Source organism: Klebsiella pneumoniae complex sp. WS1778 (assembly GCF_049472055.1).
In the GTDB taxonomy this organism is placed as follows: domain Bacteria; phylum Pseudomonadota; class Gammaproteobacteria; order Enterobacterales; family Enterobacteriaceae; genus Klebsiella; species Klebsiella quasipneumoniae.
The window spans coordinates 42103-60505 of the sequence record NZ_JBKGTJ010000005.1 but is presented as its reverse complement, the minus strand read 5'-3'; the positions used below and the strand labels follow the sequence as shown (position 1 = coordinate 60505).

The window sequence follows — 18403 nt, the reverse complement described above, 5'->3', positions numbered from 1 at the left end:
GCAAAGAACCATGAAACTGTACTGGTATGGCAGCGGCGATGGGGGTATAAAACGCAAAAATGAAATGTTGTTTTATATTTGAGGTAAGCGATGATTATTGGCAATATCCACCATCTGCAGCCGTGGCTGCCGGCCGCGCTGCGCGAGGCTATCGAACACGTTATCGCCCATGTCAGCGAGGCGACGCCGCTGGGTAAACACGATATCGACGGCGACAACCTGTTTTATCTGATTTCCGAAGACGCCACCGAGCCGCAGGCCGCACGCCGCGCGGAATATCATGCCCGCTATCTCGATATCCAGATTGTGCTCCGCGGCAGCGAGGGGATGACCTTCAGCACCTTGCCGGCAGCAGAGCCGCAGACCGACTGGCTGGCGGAGAAAGACATCGCTTTCCTGGCGGAGGGGACGCAGGAGCAAACGGTGATCCTTAACGAAGGGGACTTTGTGGTGTTTTATCCCGGGGAAGTGCATAAACCGCTGTGCGCCGTGGGCGCGCCGGCGAAGGTGCGCAAAGCGGTGGTGAAGATGCTGATGGCGTAACGCAGCGCCCTGACGGGCGGTATCCCGGATACGCGCCGAGCGATCCGGGATTTGACGGCGAGCGAAGGACTATTTGCTCAGCGTCGCCACCATCACCGCTTTGATGGTGTGCATTCGGTTTTCCGCCTGGTCAAAGACCACGCTTGCCGCTGACTCAAACACCTCGTCAGTCACTTCCATGCCGCCGTGCAGGCCGTAATCGGCCGCCATCTGTTTGCCCAGAGTGGTCTGGTCGTCATGGAACGCCGGCAGGCAGTGGAGGAACTTGACCTGCGGATTGCCGGTCAGCGCCAGCATCGCGCTGTTAACCTGATAGTCGCGCAGCAGGGCGATACGTTCGGCCCATTTTTCCTTCGCCTCGCCCATTGAGACCCAGACGTCGGTATAGATAAAATCGGCGCCTTTCACCCCCGCGGCGATATCTTCCGTCAGGGTGATGTTGCCGCCCTGCTGTTTCGCCAGCGCGGTACAGGTTTCCACCAGCGCGGCCTCCGGCCAGCAGGCCGAGGGCGCCACCAGGCGCAGATCCAGACCGGTCAGCGCCGCGGCTTCCAGCATCGAATTGCCCATGTTGTTGCGCGCGTCGCCGGCGTAGACCAGCGTCATCTGGTTAAAGGCTTTGCCCGGCAGGTGCTCTTTCATGGTCAGCAGGTCCGCCAGCAGCTGGGTAGGGTGGAACTCGTTGGTGAGGCCGTTCCATACCGGCACGCCGGCATATTGCGCCAGGGTCTCCACCACTTCCTGGCCGTGGCCGCGATACTGAATGCCGTCGTACATCCGTCCGAGCACGCGGGCGGTGTCCTTGATCGACTCTTTATGGCCAATCTGGCTGCCGCTTGGCCCCAGGTAGGTCACGCGGGCGCCCTGATCGTATGCGGCAACTTCGAAAGAGCATCGTGTACGGGTTGAGTCTTTTTCGAAGATGAGCGCGATGTTTTTCCCTGCCAGTTTCTGGACTTCGATACCGTTTTTCTTATCGGCTTTCAGCTTTGCCGCCAGCTCGAGCAGGGCGGTGATTTCTGCAGGCGTAAAATCGAGTAACTTTAAAAAATGCTTCTGGTAAAACGCAGACATGGTTCCCTCACCTGGCATAGGCCACTAATTGAATTAAAATTCAATTTATATGTATGAATATTCATTTGCAAGTCTGTGATCGAAATCTTTCACTGAGAAGTGGAGGCAATGACGGCGGTATGTGACAATAGGGATAACTGCCGCACATTATGAGGAACGAGCCATGGCAAACCCGGAACACCTGGAAGAACAGCGTGAAGAGACGCGTCTGATTATCGAAGAGCTGCTGGAGGATGGCAGCGATCCGGACGCACTGTACACGATTGAGCATCACCTCTCTGCAGACGATTTCGAAACCCTGGAGAAAGTGGCGGTGGAAGCCTTTAAGCTGGGCTACGAAGTAACCGAGCCCGAAGAGCTGGAAGTGGAAGAGGGTGAAGTGGTCATCTGCTGCGATATTCTGAGCGAATGCGCCCTGAACGCAGAACTGATCGATGCCCAGGTGGAACAGCTGATGACGCTGGCAGAAAAATTTGACGTCGAGTATGACGGGTGGGGCACCTACTATGAGGACCCGAACGGCGAAGAAGACGGCGATGATGACGAAGATTTTGTCGATGAAGACGACGATGGTGTTCGTCACTAAGTCGCAGATGTTGTAGATGGATACGGCGGCGCCAGCCGCCGTATAGCAAGGAACTTCCATGGATTACCCGCAGATACTCTCCCCGATTATCAACTTCCTGCACTGCCCGACGCCGCAGGCGTGGATTGACGAAGCCCGCAAGCCGGAAAACCTGCCGCTGCTGCTGACCGACCATATGGTGTGCGAACTGAAAGCGGCGCAGAACGCCATGCTGCTGGTGCGTCGCTACGTCGCGGATAAAGCCGACGCCGATGAGCTTCTGGACTGCCTGAAGCCGTATGAAGACTTCACCTACCGCCGGGGGCCGGAGCCGGATTTTGTCGCTCTGCATAAGCGGATCAACAAAAGCGCCATGCCGCAGACCGACGACCCATGGGGCCGTCAGCTGCTGGACAGCATGATTTTGCTGATTAAAGAGGAGCTGCATCACTTCTGGCAAGTGCGGGAGATGATGCTGGCGCGCGATATCCCCTATGTCAAAATCACCGCCAGCAACTATGCCCGCGGCATGCGACGGGAGGTACGCTCACATGAGCCGGTGATGCTGATCGATAAGCTCATCTGCGGCGCCTATATCGAGGCCCGCTCCTGCGAGCGCTTTGCGGCGCTGGCGCCGTGGCTGGACGACGATCTGCAGAAGTTCTATCTGTCGCTGCTGCGCTCGGAAGCGCGTCACTATCAGGACTACCTGGATCTGGCGCAGAAGATTGCCGGAGAAGATATCAGCGAGCGGGTACGCCAGCTCGGCGAGGCGGAAGCGGCGCTGATCCTCCGTCCGGAGGCCGAGTTCCGCTTTCACAGCGGCGTGCCGGCGGCGGCGTAGCCCACGCTATTCGGCCCCTGTAGCCCCGGTAGCCACTAACACCGGCAGTTTCATTAGCCATGGGGAGAGAGATAGCGTTGAGAGCTTCAGCTCGCAATAGTACGGGCCGTAGGTTGGGTAAGGCGTTAGCCGCCACCCGACAAAAAAACGGCACCGCGAGCACGGGTAAGGTGCCAGCAGTGCCATCCGGGACATACCCCGGCTCGCGCTGCGCTTAGCCGGGCTACCGAACTGTAGCCCCGATAAGCGTAGCGCTACCGGGGACGCCTGCGATATCGAGGCGCTACAGCGTTTTCAACATCCGCACTTCGCAGTCCACGTGGCCGGTGCAGCCCAGCGGACCGTCAATATGTTCGAAGCCAAGATGCTCATATAAGCCGATCGCCTCCGTCAGGAAGGCGGTGGTTTCCAGATAGCAGCGTTTAAAGCCCTGCTCGCGGGCGTAGTCCAGCGCCAACAGCGCCAGCTTCTTCGCCAGCCCCTGGCCGCGGGCGCTGGTCATAAAATACATTTTCTGCAGCTCGCAGATATCCGGCTCGCTGCAGGCGAGCGGCGCGACGCCGCCGCCGCCCACCACTTCTCCCTCTTTCTCCACCACCCAGTAGGCGGAGCCCGGCTGGCTGTACAGCTCATACAGCTCATCGAGATTCGGGTCGGCGACCGTATAGCCTTTATCGGCGGTCAGGCCGTATTCAGCGGAGACCTGACGGATGACCCTGGCGATGGCGGGATTGTCTGCCGCCGTAATGCGACGCAGCAACGTCGCCGCGGGGACGCTCGTATTCATACAATGACTCATTACCCAAAAAAGACGAATGATGATGTTAATAACATCGCGGCAGGGGAGAGCGCAAGCGAGGATGTTTCATAAAAACGCCCCTTGCCGGGTGGCAAGGGGCGGGAGGGTTACAGCGCGGCGATCACCGCCTGCTGTTCAATCAGCTTCGCTTTCGCTTCCGCGTAGCCTTCCAGCTTCTCGCGCTCTTTGGCGATCACCGCTTCCGGCGCTCGGGCGACAAAGCCTTCGTTGGCCAGCTTGCTTTCGATGCGGCCAATTTCACCTTCGATTTTGGCCACTTCTTTCGCCAGACGCGCCAGCTCATCTTCTTTGTTGATGAGGCCCGCCATCGGGATCAGCAGTTCGGCGCCGTCGACGATCTTGGTCACCGAGACCGGACCTTTATCCTCGGCAGGCAGCACGGTAATGCTTTCCAGACGCGCCAGATTCAGCAGGAAGCTGCGGTTGTCGTTCACGCGACGCTCGGCCTCTTTGCTGCAGCCGCGCAGCAGCAGTTCCAGCGGTTTGCCCGGAGCGATGTTCATTTCCGCACGGATGTTACGCACGGCGACGATCGCCTGCTTCAGCCATTCGGTGTCGGCCAGCGCCGCGTCGTCCACCTGAGAGGCATCGTACTGCGGGAACGGCTGCAGCATGATGGTGTCGGCGGTGATCCCGCAGATGACCTTCACGCGCTGCCAGATGGTCTCGGTGATGAACGGAATGATCGGATGCGCCAGGCGCAGCAGACCTTCCAGCACAGTCACCAGCGTATGGCGAGTGCCGCGCAGCTCCGCTTCGCTGCCGCCGTTCATGACCGGCTTGGTCAGTTCCAGGTACCAGTCGCAGAACTGGTTCCAGGTGAACTCATACAGGATGCCGGCGGCGATATCGAAGCGGAAGTTATCCAGCGCTTCGCGATACGCTTTGACGGTGTGGTTGAATTCCGCAAGGATCCAGCGGTCGGCCAGGGAGAGCACCATCTCGCCGCCGTTGAAGCCGCAATCCTGATCTTCAGTATTCATCAGCACAAAGCGGCTGGCGTTCCACAGCTTGTTACAGAAGTTACGGTAACCTTCCAGACGCTTCATATCCCAGTTGATGTCGCGGCCGGTAGAGGCCAGCGCCGCCAGGGTAAAGCGCAGGGCGTCGGTGCCGTGCGGCTCGATGCCGTTCGGGAACTGTTTCTCGGTGCGCTTACGGATTTTCTCGGCCAGCTGCGGCTGCATCATGTTGCCGGTACGTTTCTCCAGCAGCTCCGGCAGGGTGATGCCGTCAACCATATCCAGCGGGTCGATAACGTTACCCTTGGATTTGGACATCTTCTGGCCTTCGTCATCGCGGATCAGACCGGTCATGTAGACGGTCTTAAACGGAACCTGCGGTTTACCGTTTTCATCTTTGATGAAGTGCATGGTCATCATGATCATGCGGGCGATCCAGAAGAAGATGATGTCGAAGCCGGACACCATCACGCTGGTTGGGTGGAACTGACGCAGGGCGTCGGTGTTTTCCGGCCAGCCGAGGGTGGAGAAGGTCCACAGCGCGGAGGAGAACCAGGTATCGAGAACGTCTTCGTCCTGACGCAGCGCAACGTCGGCGCTCAGGTTGTTTTCCTGACGCACTTCGTCTTCGCTACGGCCCACGTAGACGTTGCCGTCGTTGTCATACCATGCCGGAATGCGGTGACCCCACCACAGCTGACGGGAGATACACCAGTCCTGAATATCGCGCATCCAGGAGAAGTACATGTTTTCGTACTGCTTCGGCACGAACTGGATGTCGCCGTTTTCAACGGCTTCCACCGCCGGCTTGGCCAGCACGTCCGCGCGCACGTACCACTGGTCGGTCAGCATCGGTTCGATAACCACGCCGCCGCGGTCGCCGTAAGGGACGGTCAGGTCGTGCGGTTTGATCTCTTCCAGCAGGCCGAGGGCGTCAACCGCCGCAACGACGGCTTTACGCGCCGCGAAGCGTTCCAGTTTCTGGAACTCCGCCGGGATCTCGCTGGAGTAGACGTCAGATTCATTGCCTTTGGTGTCGTACACTTCCGCGCTTTCGCGGATGTCGCCGTCAAAGGTCAGGATGTTGATCATCGGCAGCTGGTGACGACGACCCACTTCGTAGTCGTTAAAGTCGTGCGCCGGGGTGATCTTCACGCAGCCGGTGCCTTTCTCCATGTCGGCGTGTTCGTCGCCCACGATCGGGATGCGGCGGTTTACCAGCGGCAGCACCACGAATTTGCCAATCAGATCTTTGTAGCGCGGATCTTCCGGGTTAACGGCCACGCCGGTATCGCCCAGCAGGGTTTCCGGACGGGTAGTGGCGACCACTAGGTAGTCTTTACCGTCAGCGGTTTTCGCGCCATCGGCCAGCGGGTAGCGGATGTGCCACATCGAACCTTTCGATTCGCGGTTTTCCACTTCGAGGTCGGAAATGGCGGTGCGCAGTTTCGGGTCCCAGTTAACCAGGCGTTTACCGCGGTAGATCAGATCTTCTTTGTACAGGCGAACAAAGACTTCTTTCACGGCATTGGAAAGCCCCTCGTCCATGGTGAAGCGCTCGCGCTCCCAATCCACGGAGTTGCCGAGACGGCGCATCTGACGGGTAATGGTGCCGCCGGATTCCGCTTTCCACTGCCAGATTTTGTCGATGAAGGCGTCGCGGCCGTAGTCGTGGCGGGTTTTCCCTTCTTCAGCGGCAATCTTACGCTCAACCACCATCTGGGTAGCGATACCCGCGTGGTCGGTCCCCGCCTGCCACAGGGTGTTTTTGCCCTGCATGCGCTGGTAGCGAATCATCGTATCCATGATGGTTTGCTGGAAGGCATGACCCATATGCAAACTGCCGGTGACGTTCGGCGGCGGGATCATGATGCAGAAGCTCTCCTGGCTTTCATCACCATTCGGTTTGAAATAGCCCTGCTTTTCCCAGTGCTCGTAAAGCGGCTGTTCGATATCTTGTGGGTTGTATGTCTTTTCCATTATTTCCAGGTTGCCGTGTTCAGGTTGAAACCAGCCATGCGGTACGCCTTATAGCGTTCGCGCGCCAGTTGTTTCAGATTTTCTTCGTAAGGGACAAAGTCTATCACTTCTGTGAAAGCGGTGGCAAAATCTGCAAAGTTAAGCCGCAGGCTGATCAGAATATCCCGCGGGCTGCTGTTGCGCTTTTGCGGCCAGGCAATCTCCACCGGCGCGCCGCCTCGCGGGCCTTCGCCCGCCAGATTGTGCGGCACAAAGCTCTCCGGCGGCCGCGACCACAGCGCCTCATCGAGACGAATCGCCTGCTGCTCATCTTCACAGGCGATCAGGACGCGCTTGCCGTTGCGCCAACGTTCTGCGGCAATGTCACACACCAGCTGCTCGACGGCGCTCAGGCCGTCGACGGTGTCTTCGTTGTCCAGAAGGTAGAACGTTGCATTCTTCATATATGGGGCTTCTTGTCGTGGATTTAAATGCAAAGCCGGGTGGCGCTACGCTTACCCGGCCTACAAACGGCATCTTTCCGTAGGCCCGGTAAGCGTAGCGCCACCGGGCATCAGACGGCAATCACTCTTCGCCGTTAAAACCCGCGCGATTGAGCAGGAACTGCGACAGCAGAGCGACCGGACGACCGGTGGCGCCTTTGGCTTTGCCGGAACGCCAGGCGGTGCCGGCGATGTCGAGGTGCGCCCAGTTGTACTTGCGGGTGAAGCGCGACAGGAAGCAGCCGGCGGTGATCGCGCCGCCAGGACGGCCGCCGATATTCGCCATATCGGCAAAGTTGGATTCCAGCTGGTCCTGGAACTCATCGGCCAGCGGCAGACGCCATGCGCGGTCGCCGGCCAGTTCGGAGGCGCCGATCAGCTCATGGGCCAGCGGGTTATGGTTCGACATCAGGCCGGTGATGTGATGGCCGAGGGCAATCACGCAGGCGCCGGTCAGCGTTGCGACATCGATAACCGCTTCCGGCTCGAAGCGCTCAACGTAGGTCAGCACATCGCACAGCACCAGACGGCCTTCGGCGTCGGTGTTCAGCACTTCCACCGTCTGGCCGGACATGGTGGTCAGAACATCGCCCGGGCGATACGCGCGACCGCCAGGCATGTTTTCACAGCCCGCCAGCACGCCGATCACGTTCAGCGGCAGCTGCAGCTCAGCAACCATCCGCATCACCCCGTACACCGCCGCGGCGCCGCACATGTCGTACTTCATCTCGTCCATGCCTTCAGCCGGCTTGATGGAGATACCGCCGGAATCGAAGGTCAGGCCTTTACCGACCAGCACGATAGGGCGCGCGTCTTCCGACGGGTTGCCTTTATACTCGATGACCGACATCAGCGACTCGTTCTGCGAACCGTTGCCGACGGCGAGGTAGGCGTTCATTCCCAGCTCGCGCATCTGCTGTTCGCCGATCACCCGGGTGATAACGTTTTTGCTATAGGTATCGGCCAGCTGGCGTGCCTGGGAGGCCAGATAGGCGGCGTTACAGATGTTCGGCGGCATGTTGCCGAGATCTTTCGCCGCTTTGATGCCGGCGGCGATCGCCAGCCCGTGCTGAATGGCGCGTTCGCCGCTGGTCAGCTCGCGACGGGTCGGCACGTTAAAGACCATTTTACGCAGCGGGCGACGCGGCTCGCTTTTGTTGGTCTTCAGCTGGTCGAAGCTGTACAGCGTCTCTTTGGCGGTTTCAACGGCCTGGCGAACTTTCCAGTAGTTGTTACGGCCCTTGACGTGCAGCTCGGTCAGGAAGCAGACCGCCTCCATTGAACCGGTATCATTCAGGGTATTGATGGTTTTCTGGATGACCTGCTTGTACTGACGCTCATCCAGTTCGCGCTCTTTGCCGCAGCCAATCAGCAGAATGCGCTCAGACAGAATGTTTGGCACATGGTGCAGCAATAACGTCTGGCCAGGTTTGCCTTCCAGCTCGCCGCGACGCAGCAGGGCGCTGATGTAGCCGTCGCTGATTTTATCGAGTTGTTCGGCGATGGGGGAGAGGCGACGTGGTTCAAAGACGCCGACCACGATACAGGCGCTCCGCTGCTTCTCCGGGCTACCGCTTTTTACACTGAACTCCATGCACTATGCTCCTGAATCTTAAAGACAACAGTGGTGGCTACGGCTATACTCGTCGCCTTTCAAGTTGCAGATGCGCCGGCTGCGCCTGCTTACCCTGACGTGGCACATTGTGCGCGCCAGGGGCCACAGCCCTGCTGCTTTCTTACAACTCGAAATCCATTGAGTATATAATTGCAAGCTTTCGTAACTCATATCCGCTGTTGCGGTGACTTCGTGTTAATCTTAACGTTATTAAGGCCTGGGTTCGTCAGAAAAGATCCTGACATGCAGAACCGATGAGTCATTTAATCTTAGCGACGTTTTCGACGACCAAAGAGAATAAATGACGTTTAAGCCATGAAACAAGCAATTTTCCTGCACTAAAACGGGTTTTTACGGGCGTATTTATAGTGATAATCATAAGATATCTGGTTCGTGAGACGCTGAAAAGCCAGTTGGCGATCCTATTCATCCTGTTACTGATTTTCTTTTGTCAGAAATTAGTCAGGATCCTCGGCGCTGCGGTGGATGGCGATATCCCAACCAATCTGGTGCTCTCGCTGTTGGGGCTCGGCATCCCGGAGATGGCGCAGCTTATCCTGCCGTTAAGTCTGTTCCTTGGCCTGCTGATGACCCTCGGCAAGCTGTACACCGAAAGCGAAATTACGGTGATGCACGCCTGCGGCCTGAGTAAAGCCGTGCTGATCAAGGCGGCGATGATCCTCGCGCTGTTCACCGGCGCGGTGGCGGCGGTCAACGTGATGTGGGCGGGGCCGTGGTCGTCGCGCCATCAGGATGAAGTGCTGGCGGAAGCCAAGGCTAACCCCGGCATGGCCGCTCTGGCCCAGGGCCAGTTCCAGCAGGCCAGCGATGGTAACGCGGTGATGTTTATCGAGAGCGTCAACGGCAACCGCTTCCATGACGTCTTCCTTGCCCAGCTGCGTCCGAAAGGCAACGCGCGACCTTCCGTGGTGGTGGCGGATTCCGGCGAGCTGTCGCAGCAGAAAGACGGTTCGCAGGTGGTGACCCTCAACAAGGGCACCCGCTTTGAAGGCACCGCGATGCTGCGCGATTTCCGCATTACCGATTTCAATAACTATCAGGCCATTATCGGCCACCAGGCGGTGACCTCCGATCCGGACGACACCGAACAGATGGATATGCGCACTCTGTGGCAGACCCACACCGACCGCGCGCGCGCCGAACTGCACTGGCGCTTCACGCTGGTGGCGACGGTCTTCATTATGGCGCTGATGGTGGTGCCCCTCAGCGTGGTGAACCCGCGCCAGGGCCGCGTGCTGTCGATGCTGCCGGCGATGCTGCTCTACCTGGTGTTCTTCCTGCTGCAGACCTCGATTAAGTCGAACGGCGGCAAAGGCAAAATGGACCCGGCTATCTGGATGTGGGCGATCAACCTGCTCTATTTTGCGCTGGCGGTGCTGTTAAACCTGTGGGACACGGTGCCGATGCGCCGCTTCCGCGCCCGTTTTAATAAAGGAGCGGCCTGATGCAGGCGTTTGGCGTACTTGACCGTTATATCGGTAAGACGATTTTCAACACCATCATGATGACGCTGTTCATGCTGGTGTCGCTCTCCGGCATTATCAAGTTTGTCGATCAGCTGAAAAAGTCCGGGCAGGGCAGTTACGACGCGCTGGGCGCCGGCCTCTATACCATCCTCAGCGTGCCGAAAGACATCCAGATCTTCTTCCCAATGGCGGCGCTGCTTGGCGCGCTGCTGGGGCTGGGGATGCTGGCCCAGCGCAGCGAGCTGGTGGTGATGCAGGCGTCCGGTTTCACCCGGCTGCAGGTGGCGCTGGCGGTGATGAAAACCGCTATCCCGCTGGTGCTGCTGACCATGGCGATCGGCGAGTGGGTGGCGCCGCAGGGCGAACAGATGGCGCGCAACTACCGCGCCCAGCAGATGTACGGCGGTTCGCTACTTTCCACCCAGCAGGGGCTGTGGGCGAAAGATGGCCATAACTTTGTCTATATCGAACGGGTGAAAGGTAACGATGAGCTGGGGGGCGTCAGCATTTATGCCTTCAACCCGGAGCGTCGTTTACAGTCGGTGCGCTATGCCGCCTCGGCAAAATTCGATAGCGAGAATAAAGTGTGGCGCCTGTCGCAGGTGGATGAATCCGATCTGACCGATCCGAAGCAGGTGACCGGGTCGCAGATGGTGAGCGGTACCTGGAAAACCAACCTGACGCCGGACAAGCTCGGCGTGGTTGCCCTGGATCCGGATGCGCTGTCGATCAGCGGGCTGCACAACTATGTGAAATACCTGAAATCCAGCGGTCAGGATCCGGGACGCTACCAGCTCAATATGTGGAGCAAAATCTTCCAGCCGCTGTCGGTGGCGGTGATGATGCTGATGGCGCTGTCGTTTATCTTTGGCCCGCTGCGTAGCGTGCCGATGGGCGTCCGGGTAGTGACGGGGATTAGCTTCGGCTTTATCTTCTACGTGCTGGATCAGATTTTCGGCCCGCTGACCCTGGTGTACGGCATACCGCCGATCATCGGCGCGCTGTTGCCAAGCGCCAGCTTCTTCCTGATAAGCCTCTGGCTGATGATGCGTAAGGCCTAGCGGGTAAGCCTGAAACCTAAGCCCCCTCATTGATGAGGGGGCTTTTTTTTTAGCGCTTGCGTCCGCCCAGCAGGCTGCCCAGCATGCCGCGGACGATCTGATTGGTGACCTGGCGAACTGCGCTTTTCGCCGCGGTCTGCACGATACCGTCGCGTTTGCCGCCGCGCGGGCCGGTGCTGCCGAACAGGATATCTTTCAGGCCGCCGAGCAGCCCGTCGTCTTCTCCGCTCTGCTGACCCTTCGCCGGCGGAGCCGACTGCTGCTCGGTAGTGACCTGCACCCCTTGCTGCAGCATCTCGAAGGCCGACTCGCGGTCCACCTCCTCTTCATACTTGCCGTACAGCGGCGAGTGATTCAGCAGGCCATTGCGCTCGTCATCGCTGACTGGCCCCATCCGCGAGCAGGGAGCGATAACCATCGCCCGCTCGACCACCGACGGACTGCCTTTCTCATCGAGGAAGGAGATCAGCGCCTCGCCGGTGCCCAGCTCCTGGATCGCCTGTTCGGTACTGAAGGCCGGGTTGGCGCGCATGGTCTGGGCGGCGGTTTTCACCGCTTTCTGATCCTTCGGCGTAAAGGCGCGCAGCGCGTGCTGCACACGGTTGCCCAACTGGCCGAGCACAGCGTCGGGAATATCCGCCGGGTTCTGCGAGACAAAATAGACGCCGACGCCCTTGGAGCGGATAAGACGGATCACCTGTTCGATTTTATCCAGCAGCACCTGCGGCGCATCGTTGAACAGCAGATGCGCCTCATCGAAGAAGAACACCAGTTTGGGCTTGTCGAGATCGCCCGCCTCCGGTAGGCGCTCGTACAGCTCGGAGAGCATCCACAGCAGGCTGGCGGCGTAGAGCTTCGGCATCTGGTAGAGCTTTTCAGCGCTGAGGATATTGATCACCCCTTTGCCACTGGCATCGACGCGCATCCAGTCGGCAATATCCAGCATCGGCTCGCCGAAGAAGTGCCCGGCGCCCTGTTGCTCCAGGGTCAACAGCCCGCGCTGGATGGCGCCGACCGAGGCGCTGCTGATATTGCCGTACTGATTCTGGAAAGATTTGGCGTTGTCGCCGATAAACTGGGTGATGGCGCGGAGGTCTTTGAAGTCGAGCAGCAGCAGGCCGCGGTCGTCCGCGATGCGGAAAATAATGTTCAGCACGCCGCTCTGCACCTCATTGAGATTGAGCAGGCGCGCCAGCAGCAGGGGGCCAAGATCGGAGACCGTCGCCCGCACCGGGTGGCCCTTTTCGCCAAAGATATCCCAGAGCACCACCGGGTTGGCGTGCGGCTCCCAGTCGCTGACGCCGATCTTCTCCAGCCGCGCCTGCAGTTTCTCTGAGCTCTGGCCCGCGGCGGCAATGCCGGTCAGGTCGCCCTTGACGTCCGCCATAAATACCGGCACGCCAATCTCCGAAAACGACTCAGCCAGCTTTTGCAGGGTGACGGTTTTACCGGTGCCGGTCGCACCGGTGATCAGCCCATGGCGGTTGGCCATGGCGGGCAGCAAATAGAGCGCGTTATCCAGCGTGCGCGCAATCAACAGGGGTGAGCTCATGATCGATTCCTCCATTTATCCTGCGACGATTATAGGCAACCTCGTCGTCCGGCGTTGGGGAAATCGTCACGCGCCGCGCACGCTGTCGCGAGAGGCCTCAGGCGCAGTGGCGTTGGATAAGCGCGATGCTCTGCTCAATTTCGCGCTCGATATCCGCTTCGCTCCACTGCGCCAGCTCGGGAGCGAAGGGTTCAAAAGCGTATATCCCCTGATAGCCGCGGGCTTCCAGGGCCTTAACCTGCTCGCAGGTGCCGAGACGATCCTGCGGCGTCAGCATGATGCGCTCGGCATCGGTGAGCTGCTCGCGCGGACGGGTATCGTCCACTCCGGAAAGGTGGACCAGCCCGATGTCCGCTATCTCCACCTGACTGAACTCGTCCGCCGCCTGCGGGTAGAGATGGTGATGGAAGGTGTCGATCAGCAGCTTAAACGGCACGCGCGCGTCATGGATCAGCGTCTGCGCCTGGTGCGCCGATCGCAGCGAGCTTTGCGGGAAGCCCAGCGGCTCCACCAGGCCGTGGATGCCGTAGAAGGCGAACAGCGGCGCCAGATCGCGCAGGGCGCCCAGGGTGTCGCTGGCCGGCACCTCGCTGCCGTCGTTGAGCGGGCAGAGCACCAGCGATTTGGCGCCGATGGCCTGAGCCTCTTTCAGCAGCGACTCGGTCAGCTGCCGCACCTCTTCGCTACGGCGGTTAAAGGGATAGACCGCGTTAATCGTCAGGATCTCGATGTGATAACGCGCCGCCAGCTCGCGCACCTGCTGATGGCTTAAATCGTCGGTCACTTTCCCGCTGGGTAAATCGTTGCGCAGCTCGACTTTATTCAGGCCCAGACGGTTCACCAGACGGAAAAACGCTTCAATGCTGAGCGCTGGCGCGATTTTGCGGTTAATACAAAAACGTTGCATTGCGATGGCCATAGGACACTCCTGACGGAAGAGGGTTAGGTTCGTTCAATTGGCTAACAGTCAAAACGTTTATTCCAAAATAAGCAAGAATGAAAATGATGATTGTTTGAGCTGCCTCGCAAAATATTCCCGGCCGCCGCGGCGGGAGCGACCGGGACCGGGAGCCTGGCATCACGAGGCGGCGCGGCTCGATGGGGGAAGCGCGTCAGCGATGCGTGAGCGCAAAATGCGACTGTTATCACCAAAATGAAATTTCATTTCACAACAATGTTGAAATATAAATTTCATTTTACTACGGTTATAGCACAGCAGAATCAGCGACGGGCCGGTGTGCGCTGGCCCTCTTCACTATGAGGCGAGAACATGACGATCACAGGAAACTTTATTGGCGGGAAAACCGTTATCAGCAGCAGCAACGAAACGATGCCGGTGTACGATCCGGCGACGGGCAAAGCGGTGCGCGAAGTCACGGTATCGACCGCGCAGGAAGTCTCTGAGGCGATTCAGGTTGCTCGCGATGCGTTTGACAGCTGGTCCCGTACCACGCCGCTGCGCCGCGCCCGCGTGCTGTTCAACTTCAAAATGCTGCTGGAGCAGCACGTGGAAGAGCTGGCGGGGATCATCGTCAGCGAGCACGGCAAAGTGTGGTCGGATGCGCTGGGCGAGCTGACCCGCGGCATGGAAGTGGTCGAATTCGCCTGCGGGATCCCGCACCTGATTAAAGGTGAATACTCTTCTGACGTCGGCACCGGCGTCGACAGCTATTCGCTGATGCAGCCGCTGGGCGTGGTGGCCGGGATCACCCCGTTCAACTTCCCGGCGATGGTGCCGATGTGGATGTTCCCGCTGGCGCTGGCCTGCGGCAACAGCTTCGTCCTCAAACCGCCGGCGCTGGCACCGACGGCCGCCGTGCGTCTGGCAGAGCTGCTGAAAGAGGCCGGTCTGCCGGACGGCGTGTTTAACGTCGTGCACTGCAGCAATGAAGATGCCGAGCAGCTGTACACTGACCCGCGCATTGCGGCAGTGAGCTTCGTTGGCTCCTCCGGCGTGGCGGAGTATATCTATAAGACCGCCAGCGCCCACGGCAAGCGCGTGCAAGCCTTTGGCGCCGCCAAAAACCACGCGATAGTGATGCCGGATGCCGATCTTGACGCCACCGTTAACGCCATTATGGGCGGCGCCTTCGGTTCCGCAGGCGAGCGCTGCATGGCGCTGCCGGTGGTGGTCGCGGTGGGAGATGAAACCGCCGACAAACTGATCGCCCGCCTGAAGCCGTTGGTGGAGGCGCTGAAAGTGGGCCCGGGCTGTATGCGCGGCCAGGAAGAGAACGAGATGGGGCCGGTGGTTTCTGATACTCACCAGAAAAAAGTCCTCGGCTATATTGATAAAGGCGAAAGCGAAGGGGCAAAACTGGTGGTCGATGGCCGCAAACTGCGCGTGCCGGGTTACGACGCGGGCTATTATGTCGGCGGCACCCTGTTCGATCACGTCACCCCGGAGATGACCATCTGGCGCGAAGAGATCTTTGGCCCGGTGCTGGGGATTGTGCGCGCGGCGGACTATGACAGCGCCCTCGAACTGGTCAACAGCCACGAGTTTGGCAACGGCAGCGCCGTCTTCACCAGCAACGGCCACACCGCGCGTGAATTCGTCCACGACGTGCAGGCGGGGATGGTCGGGGTGAACGTGCCGGTCCCGGTGCCGATGGCGTTCCACAGCTTCGGCGGCTGGAAGCGCTCAGTGTTCGGGGCGCTGAACGTTCACGGGCCGGACGGCGTGCGCTTCTACACGCGCATGAAGACCGCCACCGTACGCTGGCCGGCAGGGCAGCAGACCGTATCTGAATTCAGCATGCCGACGTTAGGTTAATCGGCGAAGGAGAGCGCCATGTCGTTACTGGCTAAATCGCGAAAAGAGGGACAGATCCAGCATATTACGCCGCAAAGCGCCGGTTGGCGCTATATCGGCTTTGATGTCTGGATGTTGAAAAAAGGGCAGACCGTGACGCTGGAGAGCGGCGACCGCGAGCTGTGCCTGGTGCTGGTCGCCGGCCTGGCGTCGGTGAAAACGCAGCAGGCCGATTTCCCGAATCTCGGTAAACGGATGTCGCCGTTTGAACGCACCCCGCCGTGGTCGGTGTACGTGCCGCCGCAGGATCGGGTCGAGGTGACCGCCGATTCCGATCTGGAGCTGGCGGTGTGTAGCGCGCCGGGCAAAGGCAGCTTCCCGGCACGCCTTATTCGGCCGGAAGACGTCGGCGTCGAGCATCGTGGGAAAGGGCGCAACCAGCGTCGGGTGCATAATATTCTGCCGGACAGCGCCGAGGCGGATTGCCTGCTGGTGGTGGAAGTCTACACCGACGAAGGGGCCACCAGCTCCTGGCCGTCGCATAAGCACGATACCGCCCAGCCGGGCAAAGAAACGCAGCTGGAAGAGACCTACTATCACCGCTTCGATCCGCCGCAGGGCTTTGCCTTCCAGCGGGTCTACACCGACGACCGCAGCCTGGACGCCTGCATGGCGCCCTATAACCACGACGTGGTGATGGTGCCGCGCGGTTACCATCCGGTGGCGGCGATTGCCGGTTACGACAGCTACTATCTGAACGTCATGGCCGGGCCGGACCGGAAATGGCTGTTCACCTGGGAAGATGACCACGCCTGGATCAACACGCCGGAGTATCCGCGTCACGACTGATGCCCGGTGCAGACGCCGATAAAAAAGGCCGGTTAGCAATGCTAACCGGCCTTGTTGTTTGAGGCTGCGGGTGTTTTTTAGCGAAAGGCTCCGCGGAATCCCACTCCCTGGCCCGGCAAGCGCAGCGTTGCCGGGCCGTCAGGCACCGTACCCGTGACTGTGCCGGATGGCGCTACGCTTATCCGGCCTACAGGGTTCGTGCGACCTGTCCTTGATTTACCCACTTGCGCGACTGAAACTGCCGGTGCTGACGGCCTCAAAATCGCTGAGACGTTCCCGGAAGGCCGGGGCAGCCCGCATGGATGCGGGCTGAGGGCCGTGTTTTGCATGGACGCTGCCTCGGCCCGACCCGAAGCCTGCAGGGATAAGTCGAAGGCACCGCGTAGCGGCGATTTTGCTGGCCGGAGCCCGGGGGTACAGGGGGCGGCGGCGACTGGCCGCCCCCTGTGCGCTCCCTGCGCCATGCCAGGCATAACGCAGACGATTAACCGGGAGCGCAAATTTCGCTGAAGTTACACGTGATAAACGCATTGTCTGGCCGGGAAAGTTGCAAACCGATAACAGTGTCTACGGCGACCCGCAGGCGCATATATCACACGCCCGGCAAGCGCAGCGCCGCCGGGGAGGACACCTCAGGCGCCATACCCGTCTTATGCCGGATGGCGCTACGCTTATCCGGCCTACAGGATCCTCTCCTGAGCCCATATACCCCACGCCCGGCAAGCGCAGCGCCGCCGGGCGATGACCGCAGGCACGGAGCTGCTTTTATGCCGGGCGGCGGCTCACGCCTTGCCCGGCCTACGGGATCCTCCCGCAGGCTTATGCCACTCCGCCAGGCAACCGACGCCAGGCGGTCTGTCTCACGCCTTCTGCTTGGCCTCAGACTCCTGACTGCTGTTCAGCGCCAGCGACACCGCCAGCGTCTGGGCCAGGCACAGGGAAGCAACCTGCGAGCGGAAGCCATCCACCTGCGCTTCCCGCACCACAAAGCAGACATCGCTGAAGGCCGCCAGCGGGCTGACCTGGCTATCGGTAATGGCGATCTGCCGCGCTTTGCGCTGCGCGCCCAGCTCCACCAGCTCGACCACTTCCCGGGCGTACGGCGAGAAGCTCACCGCCACCACCACGTCTTTCGGGCCGACCAGACTCAGCTGCTCGGTGAACATGCCGCCGAGGCCGTCGATCAGAAAGGCTTTGCGATCGAGGTGGCGCAGCGCATAGGTCAGATAGGAGGCGACGCTGAACGACCGGCGCAGGCCAATGACGTAGATATTTTCCGCCTCGCCCAGCAGGGCCACCGCGCGCTCCAGCTCATCGCTGGAGGTCTGCATCGCCAGCTGCTGCAGCGCCTGGTTGTTCACCATCGTGAACATATTAAGGATTTCCGTCGGCGTTTCCGGCGGGCTGGACTCATCGCTGGTGGTCTGGCGGAACAGACGGGCGCGCTCGGTATAGTTGGCGGTCTCTTCCATCAAATGCTGCTTGAACATCTGTTTCATTTCGTTAAAGCCGCTGAAGCCGAAGGCGTTGGCAAAACGAATCAACGTGGAAGGGGGAACGTCCGCCTGTTGCGCAATGGAGGCCACGGTATCGAAAGCCACGCTATTGCTGTTATCAAGGATATAGCGGGCGACCTGTTTCAGGCGTTTGCTTAACGTATCGTAGCGACGCCTGATTTCATCCTGCAGGATGGTCAGCTGTGTTGGGTTATTGGCCATAGAGTGCGCTCTGAGAAAATGGAAGGAATATGGCTTCCAGTGTACCAAATGAAGCGAATTTTTCATTTATTGCGACGAAATACGCGATTCATTTCA

General features: G+C 59.8%; 16 protein-coding genes. 7 read left to right on the top strand and 9 right to left on the bottom strand.

All coding sequences use genetic code 11. The annotated features are described in order from the left end of the window. Positions 1-90 precede the first annotated feature (90 nt). Entirely contained in the window at positions 91-543 is a 453-nt protein-coding gene (locus ACLEXF_RS20230; protein WP_064178462.1) for a YhcH/YjgK/YiaL family protein, read from the top strand. Between the two features lie 69 nt (positions 544-612). Here ACLEXF_RS20230 and argF read toward each other — a convergent pair whose 3' ends face one another. Both argF and argL read right to left on the bottom strand, forming a co-directional pair. After that, positions 613-1617 (bottom strand): ornithine carbamoyltransferase, encoded by a 1005-nt coding sequence (gene argF, locus ACLEXF_RS20225; protein ID WP_004178387.1) that lies wholly within the window; start codon positions 1615-1617, stop codon positions 613-615. Beyond that, complete coding sequence (gene argL, locus ACLEXF_RS20220) at positions 1587-1682, bottom strand: putative translational regulatory protein ArgL (protein WP_370736902.1); 96 nt, start codon at positions 1680-1682, stop codon at positions 1587-1589. The genes argF and argL overlap by 31 nt, the downstream gene beginning before the upstream one ends. Positions 1683-1780: 98 nt before the next feature. On the opposite strand from argL, the gene rraB reads away from it, so the two are divergent. Both rraB and miaE read left to right on the top strand, forming a co-directional pair. Then, on the top strand, positions 1781-2203 hold the full coding sequence (rraB, locus tag ACLEXF_RS20215) for a ribonuclease E inhibitor RraB (protein WP_004206524.1): 423 nt from the start codon (positions 1781-1783) through the stop codon (positions 2201-2203). A gap of 58 nt (positions 2204-2261) precedes the next feature. After that, on the top strand, positions 2262-3026 hold the full coding sequence (gene miaE, locus ACLEXF_RS20210; RefSeq protein WP_004206526.1) for a tRNA isopentenyl-2-thiomethyl-A-37 hydroxylase MiaE: 765 nt from the start codon (positions 2262-2264) through the stop codon (positions 3024-3026). Between the two features lie 283 nt (positions 3027-3309). Here the strand turns inward: miaE and ACLEXF_RS20205 are convergent, their stop codons facing one another. From ACLEXF_RS20205 to pepA, 4 genes are all read right to left on the bottom strand, one after another. Beyond that, positions 3310-3813 (bottom strand): GNAT family N-acetyltransferase, encoded by a 504-nt coding sequence (locus ACLEXF_RS20205; protein ID WP_017900565.1) that lies wholly within the window; start codon positions 3811-3813, stop codon positions 3310-3312. 119 nt (positions 3814-3932) lie between these two features. Beyond that, entirely contained in the window at positions 3933-6788 is a 2856-nt protein-coding gene (locus ACLEXF_RS20200; RefSeq protein WP_017900564.1) for a valine--tRNA ligase, read from the bottom strand. Further along, the gene (holC, locus tag ACLEXF_RS20195; protein WP_004206530.1) at positions 6788-7231 is read right to left on the bottom strand and encodes a DNA polymerase III subunit chi; all 444 of its coding nucleotides are present in this window, start codon (positions 7229-7231) and stop codon (positions 6788-6790) included. The genes ACLEXF_RS20200 and holC overlap by 1 nt, the downstream gene beginning before the upstream one ends. 121 nt (positions 7232-7352) lie before the next feature. Further along, complete coding sequence (gene pepA, locus ACLEXF_RS20190; RefSeq protein WP_004206531.1) at positions 7353-8864, bottom strand: leucyl aminopeptidase; 1512 nt, start codon at positions 8862-8864, stop codon at positions 7353-7355. A gap of 389 nt (positions 8865-9253) precedes the next feature. Between pepA and lptF the strand changes: the two genes are divergently transcribed. Both lptF and lptG read left to right on the top strand, forming a co-directional pair. Then, on the top strand, positions 9254-10351 hold the full coding sequence (gene lptF / locus ACLEXF_RS20185; RefSeq protein WP_012969078.1) for an LPS export ABC transporter permease LptF: 1098 nt from the start codon (positions 9254-9256) through the stop codon (positions 10349-10351). After that, positions 10351-11433 (top strand): LPS export ABC transporter permease LptG, encoded by a 1083-nt coding sequence (lptG, locus tag ACLEXF_RS20180; protein WP_002886956.1) that lies wholly within the window; start codon positions 10351-10353, stop codon positions 11431-11433. The genes lptF and lptG overlap by 1 nt, the downstream gene beginning before the upstream one ends. A 49-nt stretch (positions 11434-11482) precedes the next feature. Here lptG and ACLEXF_RS20175 read toward each other — a convergent pair whose 3' ends face one another. Both ACLEXF_RS20175 and ACLEXF_RS20170 read right to left on the bottom strand, forming a co-directional pair. After that, positions 11483-12985 carry a helicase HerA-like C-terminal domain-containing protein gene (locus ACLEXF_RS20175; protein WP_048322798.1) on the bottom strand — a complete coding sequence of 501 codons (1503 nt, stop codon included), beginning with the start codon at positions 12983-12985 and terminating at the stop codon, positions 11483-11485. Positions 12986-13082: 97 nt separating this feature from the next. Next, a complete protein-coding gene (locus tag ACLEXF_RS20170; RefSeq protein ID WP_128316135.1) occupies positions 13083-13904 on the bottom strand; it encodes a TIM barrel protein in 822 nt (273 codons plus the stop codon). A 351-nt stretch (positions 13905-14255) separates the two neighbouring features. Between ACLEXF_RS20170 and ACLEXF_RS20165 the strand changes: the two genes are divergently transcribed. After that, a complete protein-coding gene (locus ACLEXF_RS20165; RefSeq protein ID WP_004146794.1) occupies positions 14256-15761 on the top strand; it encodes a CoA-acylating methylmalonate-semialdehyde dehydrogenase in 1506 nt (501 codons plus the stop codon). Between the two features lie 18 nt (positions 15762-15779). Beyond that, positions 15780-16589 (top strand): 5-deoxy-glucuronate isomerase, encoded by an 810-nt coding sequence (gene iolB, locus ACLEXF_RS20160; RefSeq protein ID WP_004206535.1) that lies wholly within the window; start codon positions 15780-15782, stop codon positions 16587-16589. A gap of 860 nt (positions 16590-17449) precedes the next feature. On the opposite strand, the gene ACLEXF_RS20155 is transcribed toward iolB, so the two are convergent. Then, positions 17450-18307: a MurR/RpiR family transcriptional regulator gene (locus ACLEXF_RS20155; protein WP_004206536.1), complete on the bottom strand. Its 858-nt coding sequence runs from the start codon at positions 18305-18307 to the stop codon at positions 17450-17452. Between the last annotated feature and the right edge of the window lie 96 nt (positions 18308-18403).

Excerpts from the sequence above, each read along its gene's own strand:
- pepA (WP_004206531.1), bottom strand. The coding sequence starts at position 8,864 with ATGGAGTTCAGTGTAAAAAGCGGTAGCCCGGAGAAGCAGCGGAGCGCC.
- ACLEXF_RS20175 (WP_048322798.1), bottom strand. The coding sequence starts at position 12,985 with ATGAGCTCACCCCTGTTGATTGCGCGCACGCTGGATAACGCGCTCTAT.
- ACLEXF_RS20230 (WP_064178462.1), top strand. The coding sequence starts at position 91 with ATGATTATTGGCAATATCCACCATCTGCAGCCGTGGCTGCCGGCCGCG.
- ACLEXF_RS20155 (WP_004206536.1), bottom strand. The coding sequence starts at position 18,307 with ATGGCCAATAACCCAACACAGCTGACCATCCTGCAGGATGAAATCAGG.
- iolB (WP_004206535.1), top strand. The coding sequence starts at position 15,780 with ATGTCGTTACTGGCTAAATCGCGAAAAGAGGGACAGATCCAGCATATT.
- lptG (WP_002886956.1), top strand. The coding sequence starts at position 10,351 with ATGCAGGCGTTTGGCGTACTTGACCGTTATATCGGTAAGACGATTTTC.
- ACLEXF_RS20170 (WP_128316135.1), bottom strand. The coding sequence starts at position 13,904 with ATGGCCATCGCAATGCAACGTTTTTGTATTAACCGCAAAATCGCGCCA.
- holC (WP_004206530.1), bottom strand. The coding sequence starts at position 7,231 with ATGAAGAATGCAACGTTCTACCTTCTGGACAACGAAGACACCGTCGAC.
- argF (WP_004178387.1), bottom strand. The coding sequence starts at position 1,617 with ATGTCTGCGTTTTACCAGAAGCATTTTTTAAAGTTACTCGATTTTACG.
- ACLEXF_RS20205 (WP_017900565.1), bottom strand. The coding sequence starts at position 3,813 with ATGAATACGAGCGTCCCCGCGGCGACGTTGCTGCGTCGCATTACGGCG.
- argL (WP_370736902.1), bottom strand. The coding sequence starts at position 1,682 with ATGAATATTCATACATATAAATTGAATTTTAATTCAATTAGTGGCCTA.
- rraB (WP_004206524.1), top strand. The coding sequence starts at position 1,781 with ATGGCAAACCCGGAACACCTGGAAGAACAGCGTGAAGAGACGCGTCTG.
- ACLEXF_RS20165 (WP_004146794.1), top strand. The coding sequence starts at position 14,256 with ATGACGATCACAGGAAACTTTATTGGCGGGAAAACCGTTATCAGCAGC.
- ACLEXF_RS20200 (WP_017900564.1), bottom strand. The coding sequence starts at position 6,788 with ATGGAAAAGACATACAACCCACAAGATATCGAACAGCCGCTTTACGAG.
- miaE (WP_004206526.1), top strand. The coding sequence starts at position 2,262 with ATGGATTACCCGCAGATACTCTCCCCGATTATCAACTTCCTGCACTGC.